At 45.2% G+C, this 21,134-nt stretch carries 18 protein-coding genes and 1 pseudogene; 15 read left to right on the top strand and 4 right to left on the bottom strand.

Annotated features, from left to right (window positions below):
• Positions 1-21 precede the first annotated feature (21 nt).
• Entirely contained in the window at positions 22-408 is a 387-nt protein-coding gene (locus B2899_RS14060; protein WP_146810031.1) for a kinase-associated lipoprotein B, read from the bottom strand.
• A 214-nt stretch (positions 409-622) separates the two neighbouring features.
• Here B2899_RS14060 and B2899_RS14055 point away from each other — a divergent pair, with 214 nt between their 5' ends.
• Genes B2899_RS14055 through B2899_RS14045 form a run of 3 tightly spaced genes read left to right on the top strand, consistent with a single transcriptional unit; the run spans position 623 to position 2,569 of the window.
• Positions 623-1,039, top strand: a complete 417-nt coding sequence (locus tag B2899_RS14055; protein WP_286886643.1) for a bacteriohemerythrin — start codon at positions 623-625, stop codon at positions 1,037-1,039.
• Between the two features lie 22 nt (positions 1,040-1,061).
• A complete protein-coding gene (locus B2899_RS14050; RefSeq protein ID WP_286886641.1) occupies positions 1,062-1,469 on the top strand; it encodes a bacteriohemerythrin in 408 nt (135 codons plus the stop codon).
• A 47-nt stretch (positions 1,470-1,516) separates the two neighbouring features.
• Positions 1,517-2,569 carry an HD-GYP domain-containing protein gene (locus B2899_RS14045; RefSeq protein WP_146810034.1) on the top strand — a complete coding sequence of 351 codons (1,053 nt, stop codon included), beginning with the start codon at positions 1,517-1,519 and terminating at the stop codon, positions 2,567-2,569.
• Between the two features lie 59 nt (positions 2,570-2,628).
• Here the strand turns inward: B2899_RS14045 and B2899_RS14040 are convergent, their stop codons facing one another.
• Positions 2,629-2,784, bottom strand: a complete 156-nt coding sequence (locus B2899_RS14040; RefSeq protein ID WP_170230237.1) for a hypothetical protein — start codon at positions 2,782-2,784, stop codon at positions 2,629-2,631.
• Positions 2,785-2,806: 22 nt separating this feature from the next.
• Positions 2,807-3,154 carry a hypothetical protein gene (locus tag B2899_RS14035; protein WP_286886639.1) on the bottom strand — a complete coding sequence of 116 codons (348 nt, stop codon included), beginning with the start codon at positions 3,152-3,154 and terminating at the stop codon, positions 2,807-2,809.
• A 531-nt stretch (positions 3,155-3,685) separates the two neighbouring features.
• Here B2899_RS14035 and glpK point away from each other — a divergent pair.
• The 12 genes from glpK to B2899_RS13975 all read left to right on the top strand — a co-directional run bounded on the left by glpK (position 3,686) and on the right by B2899_RS13975 (position 20,852).
• The gene (glpK, locus tag B2899_RS14030) at positions 3,686-5,185 is read left to right on the top strand and encodes a glycerol kinase GlpK (RefSeq protein ID WP_146810036.1); all 1,500 of its coding nucleotides are present in this window, start codon (positions 3,686-3,688) and stop codon (positions 5,183-5,185) included.
• Between the two features lie 187 nt (positions 5,186-5,372).
• Positions 5,373-7,055 carry a glycerol-3-phosphate dehydrogenase/oxidase gene (locus B2899_RS14025; protein ID WP_286886637.1) on the top strand — a complete coding sequence of 561 codons (1,683 nt, stop codon included), beginning with the start codon at positions 5,373-5,375 and terminating at the stop codon, positions 7,053-7,055.
• Positions 7,056-7,210: 155 nt separating this feature from the next.
• Positions 7,211-8,344: a sugar ABC transporter substrate-binding protein gene (locus B2899_RS14020; protein ID WP_146810038.1), complete on the top strand. Its 1,134-nt coding sequence runs from the start codon at positions 7,211-7,213 to the stop codon at positions 8,342-8,344.
• A 41-nt stretch (positions 8,345-8,385) separates the two neighbouring features.
• Positions 8,386-10,140 (top strand): cache domain-containing sensor histidine kinase, encoded by a 1,755-nt coding sequence (locus B2899_RS14015; protein ID WP_146810039.1) that lies wholly within the window; start codon positions 8,386-8,388, stop codon positions 10,138-10,140.
• Positions 10,115-11,686 carry a response regulator transcription factor gene (locus tag B2899_RS14010; RefSeq protein ID WP_170230238.1) on the top strand — a complete coding sequence of 524 codons (1,572 nt, stop codon included), beginning with the start codon at positions 10,115-10,117 and terminating at the stop codon, positions 11,684-11,686. Before B2899_RS14015 ends, B2899_RS14010 begins: the two co-directional genes overlap by 26 nt.
• Before the next feature lie 292 nt (positions 11,687-11,978).
• Positions 11,979-13,013 carry a zinc-dependent alcohol dehydrogenase gene (locus tag B2899_RS14005; RefSeq protein ID WP_146810041.1) on the top strand — a complete coding sequence of 345 codons (1,035 nt, stop codon included), beginning with the start codon at positions 11,979-11,981 and terminating at the stop codon, positions 13,011-13,013.
• A 49-nt stretch (positions 13,014-13,062) separates the two neighbouring features.
• Positions 13,063-14,235 carry a zinc-binding dehydrogenase gene (locus B2899_RS14000; protein ID WP_146810042.1) on the top strand — a complete coding sequence of 391 codons (1,173 nt, stop codon included), beginning with the start codon at positions 13,063-13,065 and terminating at the stop codon, positions 14,233-14,235.
• A gap of 24 nt (positions 14,236-14,259) precedes the next feature.
• Positions 14,260-15,696, top strand: coding sequence for an aldehyde dehydrogenase family protein (locus B2899_RS13995; protein WP_146810043.1), 1,437 nt, complete (start codon positions 14,260-14,262; stop codon positions 15,694-15,696).
• A 92-nt stretch (positions 15,697-15,788) separates the two neighbouring features.
• Entirely contained in the window at positions 15,789-16,925 is a 1,137-nt protein-coding gene (locus B2899_RS13990) for a sugar ABC transporter substrate-binding protein (protein ID WP_146810044.1), read from the top strand.
• Positions 16,926-16,998: 73 nt separating this feature from the next.
• Entirely contained in the window at positions 16,999-18,507 is a 1,509-nt protein-coding gene (locus B2899_RS13985; RefSeq protein WP_286886631.1) for a sugar ABC transporter ATP-binding protein, read from the top strand.
• Positions 18,504-19,502: an ABC transporter permease gene (locus tag B2899_RS13980; protein ID WP_146810046.1), complete on the top strand. Its 999-nt coding sequence runs from the start codon at positions 18,504-18,506 to the stop codon at positions 19,500-19,502. The genes B2899_RS13985 and B2899_RS13980 overlap by 4 nt, the downstream gene beginning before the upstream one ends.
• 297 nt (positions 19,503-19,799) lie before the next feature.
• On the top strand, positions 19,800-20,852 hold the full coding sequence (locus tag B2899_RS13975; protein ID WP_286886628.1) for an S-layer homology domain-containing protein: 1,053 nt from the start codon (positions 19,800-19,802) through the stop codon (positions 20,850-20,852).
• 102 nt (positions 20,853-20,954) lie between these two features.
• On the opposite strand, the pseudogene B2899_RS13970 reads toward B2899_RS13975, so the two are convergent.
• Positions 20,955-21,134, bottom strand: a pseudogene (locus B2899_RS13970) (GIY-YIG nuclease family protein); the annotation flags it as partial.

The raw sequence follows: 21,134 nt of genomic DNA, 5'->3' as shown, positions 1-21,134 counted from the left end.
GGCTCCGTTTCTTCGTAATTATTAGAAATATTCGCTGCGTAAGGCCTCCAGCTCGGTCAAAGAACGCTGTGCCCATTCGGAAGGGTCGTTCCGCAGCTTGACGATTTCTTCTTCCAGTGCTTTGCGGAGGGATGCTTCGTATTCCGGTACTTCTCCGCTATAAGGACGCACTGACGCAAGCGGTACGGATGCCTTTTCCTGATAAGACAACGCACGTCGCTGATGGAACAATGGAACGTTAATCTGACCCGGGTGATGCAGATCTCCCTGCTCTGGATGTTTTTGTACGGCGAGAATTTTGACTACGGCTACGCGAGGCGGATATAACTCCACGAGTTCTCCGATATAATTCCCTGATTTATATGAAGCAGTGACCAGGTCGCCTGGACTGAGTTGCAAGTTGGTCATAGGCATCTCCTTCCTTTTCTTTTAGCATACCATATCTTTTGCTCGCTTATCTAACAACAGCATGGTAGCAATCTTTTTTAATGTACTTATATAGTCTTAAAGTAATAAAAAATATAAAAAACAGGAAATAAACATATGATTATAGTACTGTTTTTTAGTATAATCAAATAAAAATTGGATAAAAATTACTGGGAATGAAAAGGAGGTATAGGGCATGGAGATAGAGTGGACGGAAGATTTAGAAACAGGAATTGGCATTGTAGATGATCAGCACCGAGAATTGTTTGGCCGTATACGCCATTTTTTTGCTGCAGCAGACCGACGGGACCCTGATGTGACACTGCAGACGGTGGATTATTTGGCAGAATACGTGATCGAGCATTTCAACGCGGAAGAAGCAATTATGATTAAACACTCGTATGAAGGATTCCCCGCACACCGTGATCAGCACTCCGGATTCATTAAGAATATTTATAGAGTTAAGCAGACGATTGTTTCCGAAGGATTATCAGATGAACTTATCCAAAAGTTAAGGTGTGACCTGATAGACTGGCTGGTTAATCATATCCAGGTAAGTGACAAGCAATTAGCGGATATTCAGCAGAAAGAAGTTTCGCGCTACAAATGGTAAATCCGGATAAGGGGGAGCGGAGATGGAAATAAAAAAAGTCGAATTTACCAAAGAATTGCAGACAGGCATTCCGTTTATCGACCATCAGCATGAACAATTGATTGATCGGATGAATATGTTTTTGGATGCTGTCGAGGCGCATGATGAGGAGTTTGTGGAAGATACGGTAGAATATTTGCTGCAGTATACATTGTATCACTTTAAGAGTGAAGAAAATATAATGCTGCGCCATCTGTATGAAGGGTTCGAGATGCACCGTGATCAGCATTCCGTTTTTATTAAACGAATGTTTAAGATGAAATTGCAAATTGAAAACGAGGGAGTTACCCCGGAAGTAACCCAGTCTTTGAAGGATGAGCTGTTGGATTGGCTTATTAATTATATTATTGCCCAGGATAAAAAACTGTCGGCTATCGAGATGGAAGTTTAAACGTAACCAGTGATTATTTCACTAAGGATAGAAAGGCAGGAAAGAAAATGGACCGTGTACCTGTTCGTGAATTGCGTCCAGGCATGGTAGTGAAGGAAGATGTGGTTTGTCCGCGCACGAAGACAACGTTGGTAAAAGCGGGAGTGACATTGAACGAAGCGATTATCATGTCGCTTGTGAAACGCTCCATCCTATCCATTGCCATTAGTGACCGTTATACCCTGATGTTGAATCCGATTGATTCGCTGCGGAAAAAATTGCTGCAGATGGCTGAAGAACGAATGGCGCTATATGCGCCGAATGACCGGGGAGCGAATTTGAGCGATGAAGTGTATGACGTCTCTCGGCGCATTCTTCCGATTATGCATCAAATCTTTGCGAACGAAGATCTTCTCTCCTTATTGATGGAACTGCGTGTATTAGATAACGATGATTTTTATAACCATATTGTCAATACGGGTGTCTTGTCGCTGTTAATTGGCGGATTGATGAATTTCTCGGACGAAGACTTGTATTGCCTTGGCATGGGGGCATTCCTCCATGATGTGGGATTGAGGGAGATGCCGTTTTTAATTGGAGGTGGAGGACAGGAGCTTAGTAACTACCAGAAGGCACAGTTTGCCGAGCATTCACGCTACGGTTATTACATCCTAAAAGAGATGGGAATGCCGGAAGCAGTAGCTGATATTGTACTCAATCATCATGAACGATGGGACGGCAGTGGGTATCCGCACGGAAAGAAAGGGAAAGACATTCCGCTTGGCAGCCGGATTCTGGCTGTTGTTGAGGAATATGACACGATGGTCAATATGGAGGGCAAGCTGCCCAAAGAAGCGCTTGAGAGGTTGATGGAAGGAAAGAATGTCTACTTTGACGGGAAAATCGTAGACGTATTCTGGAACAATATCGCCGTCTATCCCCTGGGCTCTCTTGTCTCCTTATCTACAGGAGAAACCGGAGTTGTCATCAATGTCCGTAAAAACAGCGGGATTAAGCCGATTGTGAAAGTATATTTCAACCGGGTAAACCGTCCGATGAAGCAGCCGAAAGTTATCGATCTTGCGGAAAACTCCGACATTTTCATAAAGAAAATATTATAGGAGAAACGTAAAACACTACCGGACAGTATTCTCTTCTGTCAGGTAGTGTTTTTTTTCGGTTATTCGTCGTGGTTAAGCGCATCCTGATGCCGGCGGTCATTCGTGTCCTGCTGGATTTGTTGGGCATGAAAACTACTTACTTTAACCTGATCCAAATCTTTTACGACATTTTGAAGGTTCTTATCCACATTCTTTGCTTCGTTGTTATTTTCCATGTTTATTCCTTCCTTCTTTGCACTATGGGTTGGTCAGAGGATGGAGAGTCTGGGCACACTCATGAATATTGCGCATGTACTCTTCAGAGAGATTCCGAATATCCGGTGTCGGATTGATGACCGTATCGCCTTCGCGCTGAATGTTTAGCAGTGTGACCTGTACTTCGCGCGGGTCGATGTATCTGCATCTATATTCGAATTCATAATGGTTATGGCCTGCCGTGTTGATGTGAATATGGAGCGCATCTTGAACCAATGGATCGTTGTAGACCTCGACCTTGTCCGTTGGTTTAAACGTTGCAGGCAGGGCTTGCTGCCAGGCTGTGAGCAGTTGTTCCCGCTCGACAGACATGCTTGTTTCTTTGCTCATTGTTAACACCTCCCCTTATCTTAGCGTGTGAAACACGAAAAGCTTTTATACCGCACAATAAAAATCGGAGACGGCGCTCGACAGCGGAGCGATTGCCGTAACCACTTCGCGCCGTGAGATTTGGAAGCATTTTTCTTTCGAGCAGTAGACGGTTTGCGTTCGGGGAGGATGTAATGTTCCAATAAACAATGGTTGACAGTGCTTTCTGTTTTCGATGTAATAGGGATGTACAAGTTAATCATGGTGACGGAGATACTGGAGATCCACAGTGCTTCCCTATGCTTCATAGGGATGTTTGCTGTGGATTTTTTGTATTTTCATCGAAAAAGCAGGGGGAGGGACACAGGATGTCACCGTTTTTAGGAGAAATAATAGGTACCATGCTTTTACTCATTTTGGGCGACGGTGTAGTTGGCGGTACTTAAATCCGGCAGTTACAGGGCTTCCCGCCATCGGTTTTTGTTCTGCAAGCTGCTTTTTGTTGCTTAGAATACAAAAGACGGAAAATTCATAAAAAAGGAGTAATTGTTTATGGAAAAGAAATACGTGTTGGCTTTAGATCAGGGAACAACCAGTTCCCGTGCGATCCTGTTCAACAAACAGGGTGAAATTGTAACCATTGCACAGCGCGAATTTCCTCAATACTTCCCGAAGCCCGGTTGGGTGGAACATAATGCGAATGAAATTTGGGGTTCGATTCTTGCGGTAATTGCGGAAGCGCTTTCGAATACGAATAGTAATCCCAAGGAAATTGCGGCCATTGGAATTACCAATCAGCGGGAAACAACGGTCGTATGGGACAGGCATACGGGCAATCCGGTGTATAACGCGATTGTCTGGCAGTCCCGTCAGACCTCAGATATTTGTGAAGAATTGAAGGAGCAGGGCTACTCCGATATCGTGCGCGAGAAAACCGGTTTGTTGATTGACGCGTATTTCTCTGGAACGAAAGTAAAATGGATTCTGGATAATGTAAAGGGAGCACGGGAGAAAGCTGAAAAAGGAGATCTGCTGTTTGGTACGATTGACACGTGGCTTATCTGGCGACTGTCCGGCGGCAAAGCGTATGTAACCGACTACTCGAATGCTTCACGGACGCTCATGTATAATATTTATGAACAGCAATGGGACGACGAATTGCTCAAAATGCTCGATGTACCGCGCAGCATGCTGCCGGAGGTGCGTCCGTCCTCTGAGATATACGGTGAAACTATGGCTTATCATTTCTTCGGCGAGCGTGTTCCGATTGCCGGGGCGGCAGGCGATCAGCAGGCGGCTCTGTTTGGCCAGGCCTGCTACGAGAGAGGCATGGCGAAGAATACGTACGGTACAGGCTGCTTTATGTTAATGAATACTGGAGAGACAGCGGTGAAATCGGAGCATGGCCTTTTGACGACGCTCGCCTGGGGAATTGACGGCAAAGTAGAATATGCGCTTGAAGGCAGCATTTTCGTTGCCGGTTCTGCAATCCAGTGGTTGCGTGACGGTCTGCGTATGCTAAAGTCGGCAGCCGACAGCGAACAGTATGCGGCACGAGTGGAGTCGACCAATGGCGTCTATATGGTGCCCGCCTTTGTCGGGCTTGGTACACCATACTGGGACAGTGATGTGCGCGGTGCAATCTTCGGATTGACGCGCGGTACGGAGAAAGAACACTTTATTCGTGCCGCGCTCGAATCGCTCGCATACCAGACAAAAGACGTGCTCTCCGCCATGGAAGCTGATTCCGGCATTGAGCTGAAGACACTGCGGGTGGATGGCGGCGCGGTGAAAAACGATTTTCTTATGCAATTTCAAAGCGACATTCTGGGCGTGCCGGTGGAACGTCCGACGATTAACGAGACGACTGCATTGGGTGCTGCCTATCTGGCGGGACTTGCTGTCGGTTTCTGGCAAAGCCGTGATGAAATCGCAGCCAAATGGCAGATGGAAAAACGGTTTGGCGTTCAGATGGAAGAGAGTGAACGAGCGGTGCTTTACGAAGGCTGGAAGAAAGCCGTCGAAGCAGCCAGGGGGTTTAAGTTGAAATAAAACGTAAAATATGCTACGCTAAAATCGACAAAATTTAGAAGTTAATATCGGTCGGAGAATTGGAGAAGACCACAGCAGATCCTTTGAATAACGGAGGATCTTGTTGTGGTCTTTTTGTTTTCGGGAAAAGATAAACGAAATGGTTATACGGTACTTATACAATACTTAATCAGGAGAGTGAAGTAACATGAACCAACCGTTTGCAAGCGGGAATCGTCCGCGGATTTTGCGTGAGATAGAAAAACAGCAGTTTGACGTTCTTGTCATCGGGGGAGGAATTACAGGTGCCGGCATTGCGCTGGATGCACAGTCGCGCGGCATGAAAACAGCGCTTGTGGAAATGCAGGATTTCGCCGCAGGAACGTCCAGCCGCTCTACTAAGTTGATACACGGCGGTTTGCGTTATCTGAAACAGATGGAGTTCAAGCTTGTGGCCGAAGTTGGCAAGGAGCGTGCCATCGTATATGAGAATGCGCCGCATGTAACTACTCCGGAGTGGATGCTTCTGCCGATAATTGAAGGTGGCACATACGGTAAGTTTGCCACATCTATCGGTCTGCGTATTTACGATGCGCTTGCCGGTGTGAGAAAGAACGAACGCCGCATCATGTTGAGCAAAGCAGAAACGCTTCAAAAAGAGCCGCTGCTGCGCACAGATAAGCTCAAAGGCGGCGGATATTACGTAGAATACCGCACGGATGACGCCCGCCTGACGATTGAAGTCATAAAGGAAGCGGTGCGCCGCGGCGCCCAGGCGGTCAACTATGTGATGGCGGAAGACCTTTTATACGAGAACGGCAGGGTGGTGGGCATCGTGGCTGTTGACCTGCTGAGTGGAGAAAAGCATACGATCCGGGCTAAAAAAGTAGTGAACGCTGCTGGACCGTGGGTCGACAAAATCCGTGAAAAAGATGGATCAAGAAAAGGCAAACGCCTGCATTTGACTAAAGGAGTACATCTAGTTATCGACGGCAAACGATTCCCGCTTCGCCAGGCCGTATACTTCGATACGCCGGACGGCCGCATGGTTTTTGCGATCCCGCGTGACGGCAAAACATATATGGGTACGACAGATACGGATTATCACGGCGATATCGCCAACCCGAAAATGACGGTAGAAGATCGCGACTATATTCTCCGTGCGGCGAATTTCATGTTCCCGACGCTTGCGCTGACAGCAAAAGATATAGAGTCCAGCTGGGCGGGCCTCCGTCCGCTTATCCACGAAGATGGAAAATCTCCGTCAGAGCTATCCCGTAAGGATGAAATCTTCATCTCTGAATCCGGGCTCCTGACGATTGCCGGCGGGAAGCTGACCGGATACCGAAAAATGGCGGAGCGCATCGTCGACCTGGTGGCTTCACGGTTGAAGGAAGAGGGAGCAGGTTCCTATTCGGGCTGCTTGACCGATAAAATCCCTCTTTCCGGCGGTAATATAGGCGGTTCGGCTAATTTTGAATCGTTTGTGCAAAGTCAGGTGAAAAGAGGCATTGCCTCCGGCTTGTCTGCAGAGGCGTCGGAAAACCTGGCTCGTCGCTACGGTACCAATGTGGAACGCATCTATACAATCATCCGCGAACGCGGAGAAGAAGCGGCAGTATCCGGCCTGCCGAAAGATGTCCTCGGTTCGCTTGTTTATGCGATGGAAGAAGAAATGGCAGCTATGCCGGAAGACTATTTCGTTCGTCGTACCGGCGCTCTGTATTTTGATATAAACTGGGTAAGGCAATGGAAAGAGCCGGTGACGACGTACATGGCCCGGGTACTGGGCTGGAGTGAACAGGAGATGTGGCGGCACCGCGAACGTCTGGAACAACTTATCAAAGATGCTACTGTTCCGCAAATCAGTGCAGTGCCCCGGCATGCTTAATTTAATACAGCATAAATAAAACAAAAATAAGCTGAAGCAGTCTCTGCTTCAGCTTATTTTTGTATTGTTAGCCAGCGTGTAAGATATGAAAAAAATAGTATAATTAGATTGATATTTCAGTTATTTCAAAAAGATTACGCAGAGGGGAGATTTTATTGGATAAAAAAATGAGCCGCAGAGAGTTTCTTAAACATGCATTACACTTAGGAGCGGCAGGCTCTTCTCTATTTTTGTTTGGAAACATGTTAGCAGGTTGTGCGATCAATGAAAAAACAAGCGAACGCAGTTATGCAACGAGAGAAGACGCCGTTTCTATCGCCTATCTCAATAAAAGTCTCGGTTACTATTTTTTTATCATTCAACAGGAAGCGTTAAACCGAGCCGCCGATGCAAGGGGATGGAACTTCGAAGCGTTAGTAGCCGACTTATCTTTTGTTCAACAGCGCAAACAATTCGAACACTATGTCACCCAAAGAAAGCAGGCTATTATTCTTGATCCTATTGACAGTCATGGAATGGCCGAGTTGTTTAACCATGCAAAAGACAGGCATATCTTTATCGGTGTTATTGATACGCCTGTAACAGCGGGGAAAGTCGATATAACGGTAACATTTGATAATTACAAAGGCGGTCAGATGGCCGCAGAAAAAATAGTCAAGCTTTTAGAAAAAAAGTACGGAGAACCACGGGGCTATGTTCTTAATTGCTACGGAGAATTAAGCAGTATTGCCTGGAAGCTGCGCCGCCAGGGGTTTGAGCAGACGTTGAAAAAGTATAAGGATATTACCCTTATTAGTATCCCGACCGGAGGCGACATTATAAAAATGCACGATGTAACCATCGATATTCTCGCCAAATATCCGTATATTGATGCGATACATGCTCCTTCTGAAACACCGGCACGCGGCATCTATCAAGCAATGAAAGAAAAAGGAAAGCTATACACGTCAGAGCATAAGGATCACATCATCTTCGTTACCATAGACGGGGAACCGCTTGCTCATCAATGGATTAAGGAAGGGATATTGGATGCATCGATTTCACAGGATCCTATCGCCTACAGTGAAATATGTGTGGAATTACTTAACAGATATGTGCTGCACGGAAATCCGGTGCCAGAACATGAGTACCGAAATGAAAAGTATTACTGGGAGAAGGCTGATGTAATAGTAGGTCCTTCAGGTCCGTGCCTGACCATTCCTCCGTTTGAGATTAACCGATATAATGTCAATGATCGCAGGTTGTGGGGGAATATCGCTTATAACGAATGGGGGATAACATATCAATAGAATTTTATAAATGAATATAATGTAGATAAGGAGAGAGGAGAATGAAAACAATCAAGATTCGCCTGCTCTTTTATTTTATCCTCACCAGCTTTCTTCCCATTCTCATGGTTGGATTCATTCCCTACCAAAAATCTTCAGAAGTTGTACGAACACAGATGCTCGAATTTGCCCAAAGTGCAGTGAATCAGCTTAACGAAAATATCAGCTATCATCTGAAAGAAATGGAGCTGATGTCACGTATAGTATATTACCAATCCATACCGGTACTACGCGGTGAGAAGACAGATGCATTAAGTGAAAATAAAAGCGATCCGATTGAATTTAATAAATTCCTGGCCGCACTAAAAAATAATCGGACGTTCATTGATGAGATCCATGTAATCAACGGTGATAAGGTATATACAACGGCAGTAAAACTTGATACAGACATCCTTGCCCGGAAGGAATGGTATACAAGTGCACTGGAAAAAACAGATGAAAAAATATGGGTCGGACCGCATGAAAGCGATTACTCTATTAATAAACCAAAAACATATGAAGTAATCACGCTCATCTATCCATTTAAGCCTGTTCAATCCGGTAAAACCGCTTTAATCATGATTGAAATGAAACGCGAAAAGCTTGATGAACTATTCGGCAGCCCGAATTTAAAAAGTTTAGGAAAGCTTCTTCTTATTGATAAATATGGAACGGTTATTTATAGCCCGGATCGGTCATTGATTCTTCCCGCACAAACAGGGGAAAAACAATACATTACCAACACCAATCTGATTAGAAGCTTAAACAAGGATAACAGTTTCGTATACGATATTAATTTTTTCAGCGGCTGGAAAGTAGGCGCTTTCATCCCGAACGAAAAACTTGAAAAAAGCTTTGATTCAATTAGAGAAACCGTTTTCATTTTGTTGGTCATTTTCTTTGCCACCTCAACATTTTTGGGTCTCACATTATCGAATCATTTTACCAGGCCGCTCCAGCGCCTGCAGCGTGATATGAAGCAAATTGAAAACGGTAATTTCCATATTCGTTCACATATTCAGACCGATGATGAAATCGGTGATTTAAGCCGCAGCTTTAACCGGATGGTTGAGGAAATTGAACTTCTTATTCAAAAGATCTCGGAGAACGAACAAAAGAAGAAGCAGGTTGAAATGAAGGCACTCCAGTATCAAATTAATCCACACTTTCTGTATAATACGCTAAATTCTGTACAATGGCTGGCCAAGCTGCATAAAGTTCCGCATATCGGCGATATGGTAACCGCTCTGATAAAGTTGTTGCGCGCAAGCTTAAACACGAAAACCTATTTGCATATGCTTGAAGAGGAATTAGAAATCCTCTCCTACTACATGAAGATTCAACGATATCGCTTCGGAGATAATTTTCGCACCGAATATAACATTGACCCGACTTTATTAAAAGCGGTTGTTCCGCGGTTCATTTTACAGCCTCTAGTAGAAAATTCATTTTTTCACGCATTCTCTGACGGAGAAGGAACGATTTCTATTCGGGCGACACGAATCGGAGATATAGTGAAAATTGAAGTGGGAGACAACGGCCGCGGTATGTCAGAAGAACAGGTCGTCAATATTCTTTGCCCGGAAAAAAAGAAGAAAACATCAAGCGGAATCGGAGTGAAGAACGTGGATGATAAAATTAAGCACTATTTCGGTGCTAATTACGGTCTGTCGATTACCAGCAAGGAGAATGAGGGAACAACTGTTACCATTCGGCTGCCTTACCAGCTTAAAGACAGGGAGGATGTACATTATGCTCAAAGTATTAATAGTCGATGATGAATTGATTGTCAGGAAAGGACTTCGTGCATATGTGAATTGGAAGGCATATGATATGGAAGTCGTCTCGGAAGCGGCGAACGGGGAACAGGCTCTCGAGATCATCAATCAACAGCCCATCGAGCTTGTCATTACTGATATCCGTATGCCTCTCGTTGACGGAATCGAGCTTACGCGTGCGGTGAAAGAGAACTATCCCCATATCACGGTTATCCTGTTAACTTGCTATGATGACTTTTCACTTGTCAAAGAGGCGCTTGATATTGGAGCTTCCGGGTATGTGCTTAAAACAGAGCTGGAAGACGGAAGCTTCGAAAGTATACTTAAGAAAACAAGCAAGGAATGGAAGAAGCGGCAGAAAGAAGGAGAATATTATAAAAGATTGGAAAAAGAAGCCGAAAACTCCCGTTTGTTGCTGCGTGAGAAGCAAGTTCAATCTATGCTTGAAGATCCGTCTTCTTCTATACCTGATGAGCTTGATTGGATCGAAAACGGTTTTGTTGGAATTTATTTTGAATTTTTATGCTCCCCAAATTCATTTGTCGAAGTAGAAAAGCAATTTTATGCAATCGCTTCCAAGGATAAAGGGGTTTTTCTGCCGCTTGATGATTACAGGGCAATCGGGTTATTTGCCAGAGAAAAAGAATACAGCGAAATGAAACGAACGACATATGAGCAGGAGCAATGCAGGAAGCTTTTTGGTAAAATAACAAAAATAGCGGGAGAAATAAATATATATTATTGCGCGTCTTCAACCAATGATAAAGCAGGACACGTTTTGCGGTCATTAAAGGAGAAAGGAGCCTATCATACATTCTATAATGAATTCGGCCATTTGCTTGATGTTCATAGCATACCGCAACAGGGCATAAGCGACCCTTTTGCAAAAATGGACTGGCAGGAACTTCGACAGCTTACATTGATGCGCGATTGGGCAAGAATCAAGGATATTTGTGATGAATTATTTTCGCATCTTGCCATTGAAAAGCCGCCTGTAGAAGACGTAAAAAAAGTGGTGCTTGAAATCATTCTGATTATTACACACGGCTTGCAAACCAACAGCAATTTGCTGACTCTGACATGGGGAAGCAACCGTTTTGATAATATTGAGCTGGCAAAGAAAAAGCGGACATACAAGCAACTCATCGAGTGGTTATATGAAGGAATAAATGAGCTTGAAGACAGCCGCTCTGTTTTTATTGGTGGAATCAATAGTGTGATTAGCAAAGCGATTTCATATATGGAAAGAAATTATATGCTTGAGATTACTCTTGAAGATGTAGCGGAACACGTCGGATTAAGCAAAAGCTATTTCAGTTCGCGGTTTAAAAAGATAACGGGGGAGAATTTTATTGATTATTTAATTTCGCTACGAATTAAAAAAGCAAAGCAACTGCTGCAGGAAACAGACTTGAAGATATTGGAGGTGGCAGAAAAAGTAGGGTTTAATGATCCGAGATATTTTGCAAAACTTTTTAAACGTTTTGAAGGAGTTGGCCCTAAACAGTTTCAGGAAAGCGTACACCTGTATGATGCATATAAATAAGGATTCGAGACGCAAAGCCGCTCTATTTCCATAGGGCGGCTTCCTATTTTTATAGACGGTCATTTGCCTTATAGTAATAAAATCCCCTTTAATCGAAATATTTTCCTCCTCTTATCACCTCTTTTTATCTGGTTGTTTGAAGAACATAAAAATCACCACCAAAAGCTAAATATATTAAATTTTTGGAATTATAAATCCAATCTATCATTTGTATAGGGTCAAGCAGCAAAGCAGAAAGGAGTGAGAGCATATAGAAACAATCAAGGCAGCGGTCATTACAGGGAAGAAAGCGGTGAGCATTCAACTTTTTGATAAACCAAAACTGCGGGATGATGAATTGCTGGTGAAAGTTGAAATGTGCGGAATTTGTGGCTCTGACCAACATATTTTTCAGGGGGATTGGGGAGAGCCTTACCCTCTTATACCGGGACACGAATTCGTTGGTACGGTTGCTGAAGCAGGCTCAAAAGCATGTCAGAAGCATGGTATACAGGTAGGCGACAAAGTGGCTGTTGAGATGATCATTCCGTGCAACACATGTTATTGGTGCCGCAAGGGACTCTATAACCTCTGCATCAAGGATAGGGAACAGGGCATGCAGTATGGCTGTAATATCAGCTGTGAAAGAGAGGGGCGATTATACGGCGGCTGGTCGGAGTACCTGTATGTTCCGGCGAATGCCATCGTACACCGGATTCCGGACCATGTTCCATGGGAGAGGGCTGTGTTAATCGAGCCGCTTGCTGTTACCGTTCGGGCAGTAAACTTAACGCCGCCCAAAATTGGAGACACGGTTGTAGTTGTAGGATCGGGAACGATCGGGTTGTTGACCGTTGTCGCTGTCCGGGCTGCAGGGGCCGGTAAGGTGATTCTTGTGGGAACACGAACGGAAAGATTAGCGCTCGGAAAGGAGCTTGGTGCTGACGCTGTGGTTGACTTTCGACTGGAAGATGCGGGCTCCTTCATCATGGAGCACACAGACGGAATCGGTGCCGACCTCGTATTCGAAACCGCGGGAACGCCTGCCGCGCAGGCGGACAGTCTCAACTACGCACGACCCGGCGGGGTGGTCAACTACATTGGATTAACCGGCAGAAAAACGGTTTCGATTGATACCGACTGGCAAATGACTTTCAAAGAGTTAACGCTGCAGACCTCTTTCTTAAGTGCTCACAGCTATCAGGGGGCAATCAAATTAATTGCTGACGGACAATATCCGGTTGAGAAATTAATTACCCATCGTTTTCCGCTTGAACAGGTAGAGGAAGCGATTGCCTGTTCGGCGGATCGTGCAACAAAAGCATTAAAAGTAGTTTTACTCCCGTAAGAAGCGATTTCACGTTTGTAAAAAATATTTTGAAAAAGGAGGAAGAAACATGGCTTTGTTTTCAAAAGCGGCCGTGCTGAACGGTATAGAAGGAGAATTTACAATTGAAGAGTATAAGGTACCGGAACCGAAACGGGGAGAGTTCATTCTTCGCACGGAAGCCGCCGGGGTGTGCGGCACGGATGTCCACATTTATTACGGTCATCTGAATACGGTAGAGTATCCGACGATTATGGGGCATGAATTTTGCGGCATCATTGAAAAATTAGGGGCAGACGTAACCGAAGACAGCAACGGTCGCCCGGTTAAAGAAGGAGATCGTGTTGTTATCGTACCCGGTGTCAGTTGTAACGAATGCTATTACTGCAAAATTTTGAAAACGCCTACACGGTGCGCAAATATAAGAGCATACGGATTTATGCCAAACGATGAAAACAACAGGCTTTCCGGAGGCTTTGGTCAATATGTCCATATTCAATATCAGGGAACATCCTTTTTCAAGACGGAACTTGATCCGCATATCGCAGTATTAACAGAGCCGCTTTCCATATGCATTCACGGATTCCAGCGTGCCGGAGGTGTCCGCTTTGGAAGCACGGTTCTTGTTCAGGGAACAGGAGCCATTGGCCTTGGCGCCATTGCTTTTGCAAAACGTTCCGGTGCAGCTAAAGTCATCGCGGTCGGCGGGCCGAAACGGCGTCTCCAGCTGGCTCGCGAGATGGGAGCAGACATCGTTATCGATATTGAAGACGTACGTGACCCGGCTGAGCGTATTAAGCTTGTTAAAAGTGAGACAAAGGGCGGCCGTGGCCCTGATATGGTCGTAGAATGTACGGGCTTTCCGTCCTCGGTACCGGAAGGGCTTGCCTACCTGCGTGACAGCGGCTCCTATGTAGAGCTTGGACATTTTACGGATGTAGGTTCGGCTGAAATTAATCCGCACTGGCATATGCTGCGAAATAACGCAGATATTCACGGTGTCTGGGGCAGTGATGTGGAACATATGGAAATGACACTAAACATTTTAGAACGCATGGAGCTCCCCTACGAGAAACTCGTTACACATCAGTTAGCGCTGGATCGAGTTGAGGATGCGATTCTCGCCATGAGCAAGAAAGCATATAAGCTGGATGACAAAGAGGAAATCATTAAAGCAACCATTGATCCATGGGAAGCACTGGCGAAGGGTACTGTTGTTAAGGACAAATACTCGCTTGCCTAATCAATCTTAGAGGAGGAATACGGCATGGAAATGATCATTAACAAGAAAAAACGAAGTGCTTCTAACGGTAAAATTATTGAAGTGCGAAATATGGCGACCATGGAAGTGATCGATACAACGCCGGCCGCCACCGTGCAAGACGCACAGGAAGCGCTTGAGGCAGCCAGACAGGGGGCTGAGGTTTGGGCAGCGACGCCAGTATACAAACGCGTTCAATGTATTCGAAACTTTCTTGAAAAAATGAAAGAGCGCAAGGAAGAGCTGGCGCGGTTGCTGAGCATGGAAAACGGAAAAATACTGGCACAGGCCAGAGCTGAGCTTGATGCAGCCGCAGGTATCTTCGAAGGTTTTGCAGAGGAATCAAAACGGCTTTTCGGTCAAACGATTCCTCTTGAAATCCAGGAAGGATTAGAAAAAGACTTAATGATTACAAAGCGCGAACCGCTCGGTGTTATTGTCGGCATTCTTCCGTTTAACTTTCCTGCCGAGCTGTTTGCCCATAAAGTAGGCTCGGCGTTAGCGGCCGGCAATGCCATTATTATTAAGGCACCGGAGGACGATCCGCTGACGGTCATTCGTATGACCGAAATGCTGCATGAGGCAGGCGTTCCCGGTAACGTCCTGCAAATTATAACAGGGTACGGGGAAGAAGTGGGCGATTATCTGGCGAAAAGTCCGCTGGTGAATGCGGTGAGTTTTACAGGAAGTACAGAGACAGGTATCCATATTGCAGGCAACGGCGCCAAAAACCTGTCACGGGTTTTCCTTGAACTTGGCGGAAATGACGCCATGATTATTTGTGAAGATGCCGACATTGATGCGGCGGTTCAGGATGCCGTTGACGGTCGTTTGCTGGCAAACGGACAGGTTTGCTGCGCAACAAAACGGATTCTGCTTCATGAATCGGTGCATGACGAATTCCGGGACAAGCTTGTCGCGACTCTTTCAACAAAACGGTTAGGGAACCAATTGGATGAAGCGACGGACGTCGGACCGCTTGTCAGCGAGGAAGCCGCGATGCGTGTAGAAGAGCAAATCCAATATACGGTGAGTCAAGGCGCTACCCTTATTTTAGGTGGAAAACGCGTAAATAGTACATTTATTGAACCGACTGTTCTCGAAGGCGTTACAAGAGATATGGACGTAGCAAAAGATATGGAGATTTTCGGGCCTGTATTTCCGCTTATTTCCTTCTCTTCCTATGAGGAAGCCATTGAAATATCAAATCAATCCATGTACGGGCTAAACGGAGCTATTTATACAAGAGATGTCTACAAGGCTATTGATGCCGGAAACAGGATCCAGGCAGGTATTGTGTCTGTTAACGGTGGTAATTGCTACCGCCCGATGTGCAGTGCATTCGGCGGATACAAAAAGAGCGGCATTGGCAGGGAAGGCACCGCTTATACGCTTGAAGAAGTTACCCAGATTAAGAGTATTGTATTGCGTGGAGTGATGTAATCCAGACGGATATAATAAGCGATGGGAAATTAGGGGGAACGAAAATTCCCCCGGATGTTTCTTGCTTTTTAAAAAGAGAAAGGGGTTATTGTATGCGTTCAATAAAAAAAGCAGGGTTTTTATTTAGCACGCTTCTTATCGCGTTATCTTTGATCGTTGCCGGATGCGGAAACAACAGCGGACAGCCGGCGAACGCGGGAGCATCTGAATCGAATGACGCAGGAAAAGCCAACGAAGAAAAATCAGGAAGAAAATTGATAGCGCTTGCACATAAAAGTCTAAACTATTATGCGTTTGTCGCCATGCAGGAGGCGGCAAAGCGGAAAGCACAAGAATACGGTTATGAATTTGAAGCATCCGTAGCGGATTTTGATTCGGCAAAACAAACCAATCAGTTCATCAACTTCATTACGAAGAAACCTGCCGCAATCATTACGGATCCAAACGATAGCGAAGGACTTATTACCGCAATTAATCAGGCAAAAACAGCCGGTATACCGGTCGGCGTTTTTGATACTCCGACGACAGGAGGAGATGTAGCCTTTACCGTTGCTTTCGACAACTTTAAGGCAGGACAAATGGCAGCGGAAGAAATTGTGAAACGCTTAAAAGAAAAGTACGGCGAACCGAAGGGAACGGTTCTTAACGCATATGGAGCCATGTCCAGCTCAGCATGGCGTGCGCGTAAAACAGGGTTTGATGAAGTCATGAAAAAGTATCCGAATATACAGTATCTCGCCATGCCGGCAGAAGGTGATATGCGAAAGACGCAGGATGTAGCGTTGAATGCAATGGCTAAATACGGCAACCTCGACGCCGTACACGCACCGAGTGATAACCCGGCTATGGGATTGTATGAAGCATTAAAACAAAAAAATAAGCTTAAGAAAGTAGGAGAAGATGGGCACGTCATTTTTGTAACGATTGATGCTGAACCCATCGCACTTCAGCGCATCAAGGAGGGCTGGTACGATGCAACCATAAACCAGGATTGTGTAGCCTATGGGGAGATTGTTATTGATATGCTGCACAATTATTCGCTTCAAGGAAAGGAAGTACCGCTTGAAACATATAAGAACGAGAAATATTTCTGGAAAGAAGCCAAGATTGTAAAAGGTGACAGCGGACCGCACATGATTATCGATCCGTATGTCATCGATAGCAGTAATGTAGACAATGACTCCCACTGGGGCAACGTTGCCTGGAACGAGTATAATCTTCGTTACTAAATCTGGAGAAAGGGAAGGGAGATGTCTTTCTTCCCTTTCTGTATCTTGCAAAGTGAATAAAGGAGGGATTGACTTGCTGTTGGAAATTGACCATGTAAGTAAATGCTACGGCACTAAAACGGTGTTGGACGGGGTCAGTATGAACCTGAAAAAAGGAGAAATTCATGCGCTTTTGGGAAAAAACGGAGCAGGCAAAACAACTCTCGTTAAAAGCATTTCCGGTGTTACAACAGATTATGACGGCACTATCCGCTTTGAAGGCAAGTCCATCGATCATCTTACTGTGTTAGAGCGGCAGAAGATTGGAATTTATGTCGTCCCTCAACACGCTTCCGTTATTCCTGAATTTACGGTTGCAGAGAACATTTTCATCGGAGATTGGCCCAGAAAGAAAAACGGCTTCGTTGACTGGAATCATATTTATATATATGCAAAAGAAGCGCTGGACAAATATGGAGTATCTTTTTCGCCGCGGCAAAAAGTAAAAGATTTGTCTCTTGTTGATCAGCGTAAGCTTAATATCGTGCGCGCATTGTTTAGTAATGCGAAACTTATTATTCTGGATGAACCGACAACGGCACTATCAGCAGAAGAAAGAGACGGTTTGTTTGAATTTGTCATTGACCTGGCAAAACAGGGAACAAGTTTTATTTTTATATCGCACTATATCGAAGAAGTATTACGCCTTAGTGACAGGTATACTGTATTGCGCGACGGAAAATCTTATACCGGCTTTTCCAGGGGAGAAGTCGATGAGCGACAGTTATCCAATCTAATCGTCGGGGAAGATGTGGAACTTTGTGTTCGCGAGCGATCTGAAGTGCTTGCTAGAGCGCCAATCGCTCTCCAGTGCAGCAGGATAAAGGCACGCGGACTTACAGATGTTTCGTTTCATCTTGCAAAAGGGGAAATCCTTGGTCTTATCGGTTTTCCGGGTTCAGGTGCCCGTGAGATATGTCGGGCATTGGCCGGACTGAATCCAATTGAATCAGGAGAAATACGCTTGCATGGTAAAAAACTGAGGAATCCCAGGCGTCCTGATGAAGCGCTTGCGCAAAAAATCGTCTATGTTTCATATGACCGTCATGCAGAGGGAATTGTGCCTGACTTGCCGATAAGGGAGAATATCAGCCTGCCCATCCTAAAAAGCAAATTGGCTTCTCTATTTGGATTTGTGAATGAACGTAAAGAAATAGAAATTGCACAACAATATTTTTCAACACTAAATATTAAGGCACATTCTATCTATGAAGAAGTAGGGAATCTGAGCGGGGGAAATCAACAAAAAGTAGTCATCTCCAAAGCGCTGAGCACACAGCCGGACGTACTTATTATTGATGAACCTACCGTAGGGATTGATGTAAAGAGCCGCGAAGAAATATTATCGCTGATTAACGAGTTGACCGATACAGGATTGAGTGTTCTTTATCTAACCAATGATTATAATGAACTGTTGCGTGTAGCTGATCGCCTGTTGTTTTTTGCGAATGGAACCATTGCAAGAGAAGAAATCAATACCGGACTAACACCGGAAGAAGTGATACAAATGCGTGATTCTGCAGAGGAGGAAGTAGCTTCATGAGTGTAAAAGAAGGAACAACCAACCAGGTGGTACAACCGATTAAGCTAAAGCAGCCAGGCCAGGGATATGCCCGGCTGTTTGCCGACAATATCGTCTGGTTTCTGCTTGTGCTTGGCCTTTTCATTATGGGCCTTATTGATTCCGCGTTTTTCTCCCAGGTTATCCTGCAAAATATTCTTGTGCAGACAGCCGTATTGGGGATTTTAACGGCAGGGATTGCCCATGTTCTCATTATCGGAGAAATCGATTTATCAATCACGGGTGTGTTAGCTTTTAGCGCCGGCCTTGGTACTACGCTAATGAATAATGGGCTGCCATGGTTTCTCGCAGTTCTGGTTATTGTCCTTTTTGGTCTGTTGATTGGGACAGTGAATGGTATTCTTGTCGCTAAGTTAAAAGCAGCAGCCTTGATTGAGACACTGGCTATGGGTTTGGTTTTACAAGGAGGATTGATGGCATTAACTCAGGGGCGATCCATCGTGAATTTCCCGGAAGCTTTCACGTGGATTGGTCAGGGTTCTGTTTTCGGACTCCCGATATTACCGATTCCGTTCCTGATTGTCTATCTGATTATCTACTTTATATGGAAGAAAACTGTTTTCGGTCGCAGTCTGTTTGCAACAGGGGGGAATTCCACCAGTGCATATGTCAGCGGGATTAATGTAGACCGAATCAAGATTTATGCCTTTATGATTTCAGGAGGACTTGCTGGTTTTTCTGGATATCTGCTTGCCGCATATATGGGAGCGGTCACCATGACGTTTGGTCAGGATTTAATGATGTACACACTTGCTGCTGCGGTTATCGGCGGTGTCAGCTTAACGGGTGGCAAGGGGAAAATTTCCGGCGTACTCGGCGGTGTACTGCTTCTTACTGTTATTCAAACCGGACTGCAGATTCTCGGCATTTCATCCTATTTTGTAACAATGGTTGGTGGCATGATGATCTTCATAGCCGTAATTGTTGATGCATTGAAGACGAAATATATCCGATGATAGCGGATAACATAGGCGGGCTTTCTCTTATAAAAAGAGGGAGCCCTTTATCTATATGTAGTTGTAAATCATAATGGTCTTTATGACATCTCTGCCGCTTTTTCCTATGCTATTTACCTAGTACATATATTGCGCAGGTAGCAGGAGTAACCGCTTTAAAAATGTGTATGAAGATGCATATATGTTCTGCGCTTATTCATTTACACTATTTACATATTTTTTTTTTGCGAAACTTTCGTATGAAAAGTATCGTCTAATAGGGGTCAACGTAGAATTCACAGCAAAAGGGGAAAAAAGATGAAAGCATTAAAGGTTATCGGTGCTCTGCTGCTAAGTCTGTCGCTTACCACACCTGTACTGGGAGAAGAGGCGCTTCCGACCGAGCCGATTGATTATTACTTTCCAATGGATATTGACGGTCATTGGGCTCAACATGAACTGTACGATATGGTATATGCCGATGTTGTGAAAGGGTACGACGAGAAAAACGGAAATGTAACACTGCGTCCGAACAACCAGATTAGCCGTGCGGAATTTGCGGCACTGCTTGTACGCGCGCTCGATTTACAACCGGGCGGACAGTCGAAATCTTTCTCTGACGTCAAAGCGAACCAGTGGTTCTATAAAGAAGTCAGCACCGCCGCTTCACTTGGCATCGTTAGCGGGATGACGGAGACCACGTTTGAGCCGAATGCCAAAATTCAACGCGATCAGATTGCTTCTATGCTTGTGCGGGCATTCGAGAAAACCGTGTCGTTTGAGGGGACACCAAAAGCGTTTAAAGATGTAAAAAACTATTGGGGTAAACCATATATCGATAAAGCGAGCGCGGCCGGCATGATTAACGGCAAGAGCGCCACCGAGTTTAAGCCGGTTGATCGCGCGACCCGTGCGGAAGCGTTGAAGATGCTTCACAGCGCCCTCCACCTTGAACAAAGCGCTCCAGCTTCGGATGAGGAATTGAGCAACACATTTCTGAATGCGGAACGGGAAACACTAGCGGCGTTAAGCGAGGGAGATTTCGATAAAGCGTCCGCGCTGAATAAGCAATATTACACCGGTTTTGACCGCGCGCTCGGTGACGTAGCCATTGACATGCTGAAAGATATCAGCGCAGAGGGTGAATCAATACAGATGGGGCTGACCGGTGATATTAAAGTGGACATCACCGGCAAGTGGGATCGCTTCGCAGAGCTGTATGTAAGCAACGGTACGTATGAAATTAACGTAGCGGGCGAGACGGATAAGGAGACGCTGGAAGGCCCGGTTTTCCTGAAGAAAGAGAAGGACGGAAAGTGGAGAGTGTATTATTCTGACACGGGATCCGTCGCAGATAGCCTAATAGAATAAAGAAGGAACAGACGCGACGCATTTATCTCTCGCCCTTTTCCGGGCAATTTCCTGGTTAAACGCTTGTTTAACTTTATTCCCGGCAACGCCCGCGAGTTTTTCTTACAGATAGCCTTTATTTCCGCAGGGTTGAAGCCGGTTTATCCAGGCTTCTTCCCTGTTTTTCAGAAGGTCGCGATATTTTTCAAGAACTGTAAAATTCTCTACGGTCTCTTCTTCCGGCTTAATGTATTCCAGCACCTCGAAAGTGAAGTTCTCTTCTCCATACTCTTTCCATTCCTG

Origin of the sequence: Aneurinibacillus sp. UBA3580, assembly GCF_002375825.1 — a bacterium.
Lineage (GTDB): Bacteria > Bacillota > Bacilli > Aneurinibacillales > Aneurinibacillaceae > Aneurinibacillus > Aneurinibacillus danicus.
The sequence above is the reverse complement of the archived record's forward strand: the minus strand, read 5'-3'. Positions and strand labels throughout refer to the sequence as shown.

Bases quoted from the DNA above. Each gene is read 5' to 3' on its own strand.
- B2899_RS14060 (WP_146810031.1), bottom strand. From the start codon at position 408: ATGACCAACTTGCAACTCAGTCCAGGCGACCTGGTCACTGCTTCATAT.
- B2899_RS14055 (WP_286886643.1), top strand. From the start codon at position 623: ATGGAGATAGAGTGGACGGAAGATTTAGAAACAGGAATTGGCATTGTA.
- B2899_RS14050 (WP_286886641.1), top strand. From the start codon at position 1,062: ATGGAAATAAAAAAAGTCGAATTTACCAAAGAATTGCAGACAGGCATT.
- B2899_RS14045 (WP_146810034.1), top strand. From the start codon at position 1,517: ATGGACCGTGTACCTGTTCGTGAATTGCGTCCAGGCATGGTAGTGAAG.
- B2899_RS14040 (WP_170230237.1), bottom strand. From the start codon at position 2,784: ATGGAAAATAACAACGAAGCAAAGAATGTGGATAAGAACCTTCAAAAT.
- B2899_RS14035 (WP_286886639.1), bottom strand. From the start codon at position 3,154: ATGAGCAAAGAAACAAGCATGTCTGTCGAGCGGGAACAACTGCTCACA.
- glpK (WP_146810036.1), top strand. From the start codon at position 3,686: ATGGAAAAGAAATACGTGTTGGCTTTAGATCAGGGAACAACCAGTTCC.
- B2899_RS14025 (WP_286886637.1), top strand. From the start codon at position 5,373: ATGAACCAACCGTTTGCAAGCGGGAATCGTCCGCGGATTTTGCGTGAG.
- B2899_RS14015 (WP_146810039.1), top strand. From the start codon at position 8,386: ATGAAAACAATCAAGATTCGCCTGCTCTTTTATTTTATCCTCACCAGC.
- B2899_RS14010 (WP_170230238.1), top strand. From the start codon at position 10,115: ATGCTCAAAGTATTAATAGTCGATGATGAATTGATTGTCAGGAAAGGA.
- B2899_RS14000 (WP_146810042.1), top strand. From the start codon at position 13,063: ATGGCTTTGTTTTCAAAAGCGGCCGTGCTGAACGGTATAGAAGGAGAA.
- B2899_RS13995 (WP_146810043.1), top strand. From the start codon at position 14,260: ATGGAAATGATCATTAACAAGAAAAAACGAAGTGCTTCTAACGGTAAA.
- B2899_RS13990 (WP_146810044.1), top strand. From the start codon at position 15,789: ATGCGTTCAATAAAAAAAGCAGGGTTTTTATTTAGCACGCTTCTTATC.
- B2899_RS13980 (WP_146810046.1), top strand. From the start codon at position 18,504: ATGAGTGTAAAAGAAGGAACAACCAACCAGGTGGTACAACCGATTAAG.
- B2899_RS13975 (WP_286886628.1), top strand. From the start codon at position 19,800: ATGAAAGCATTAAAGGTTATCGGTGCTCTGCTGCTAAGTCTGTCGCTT.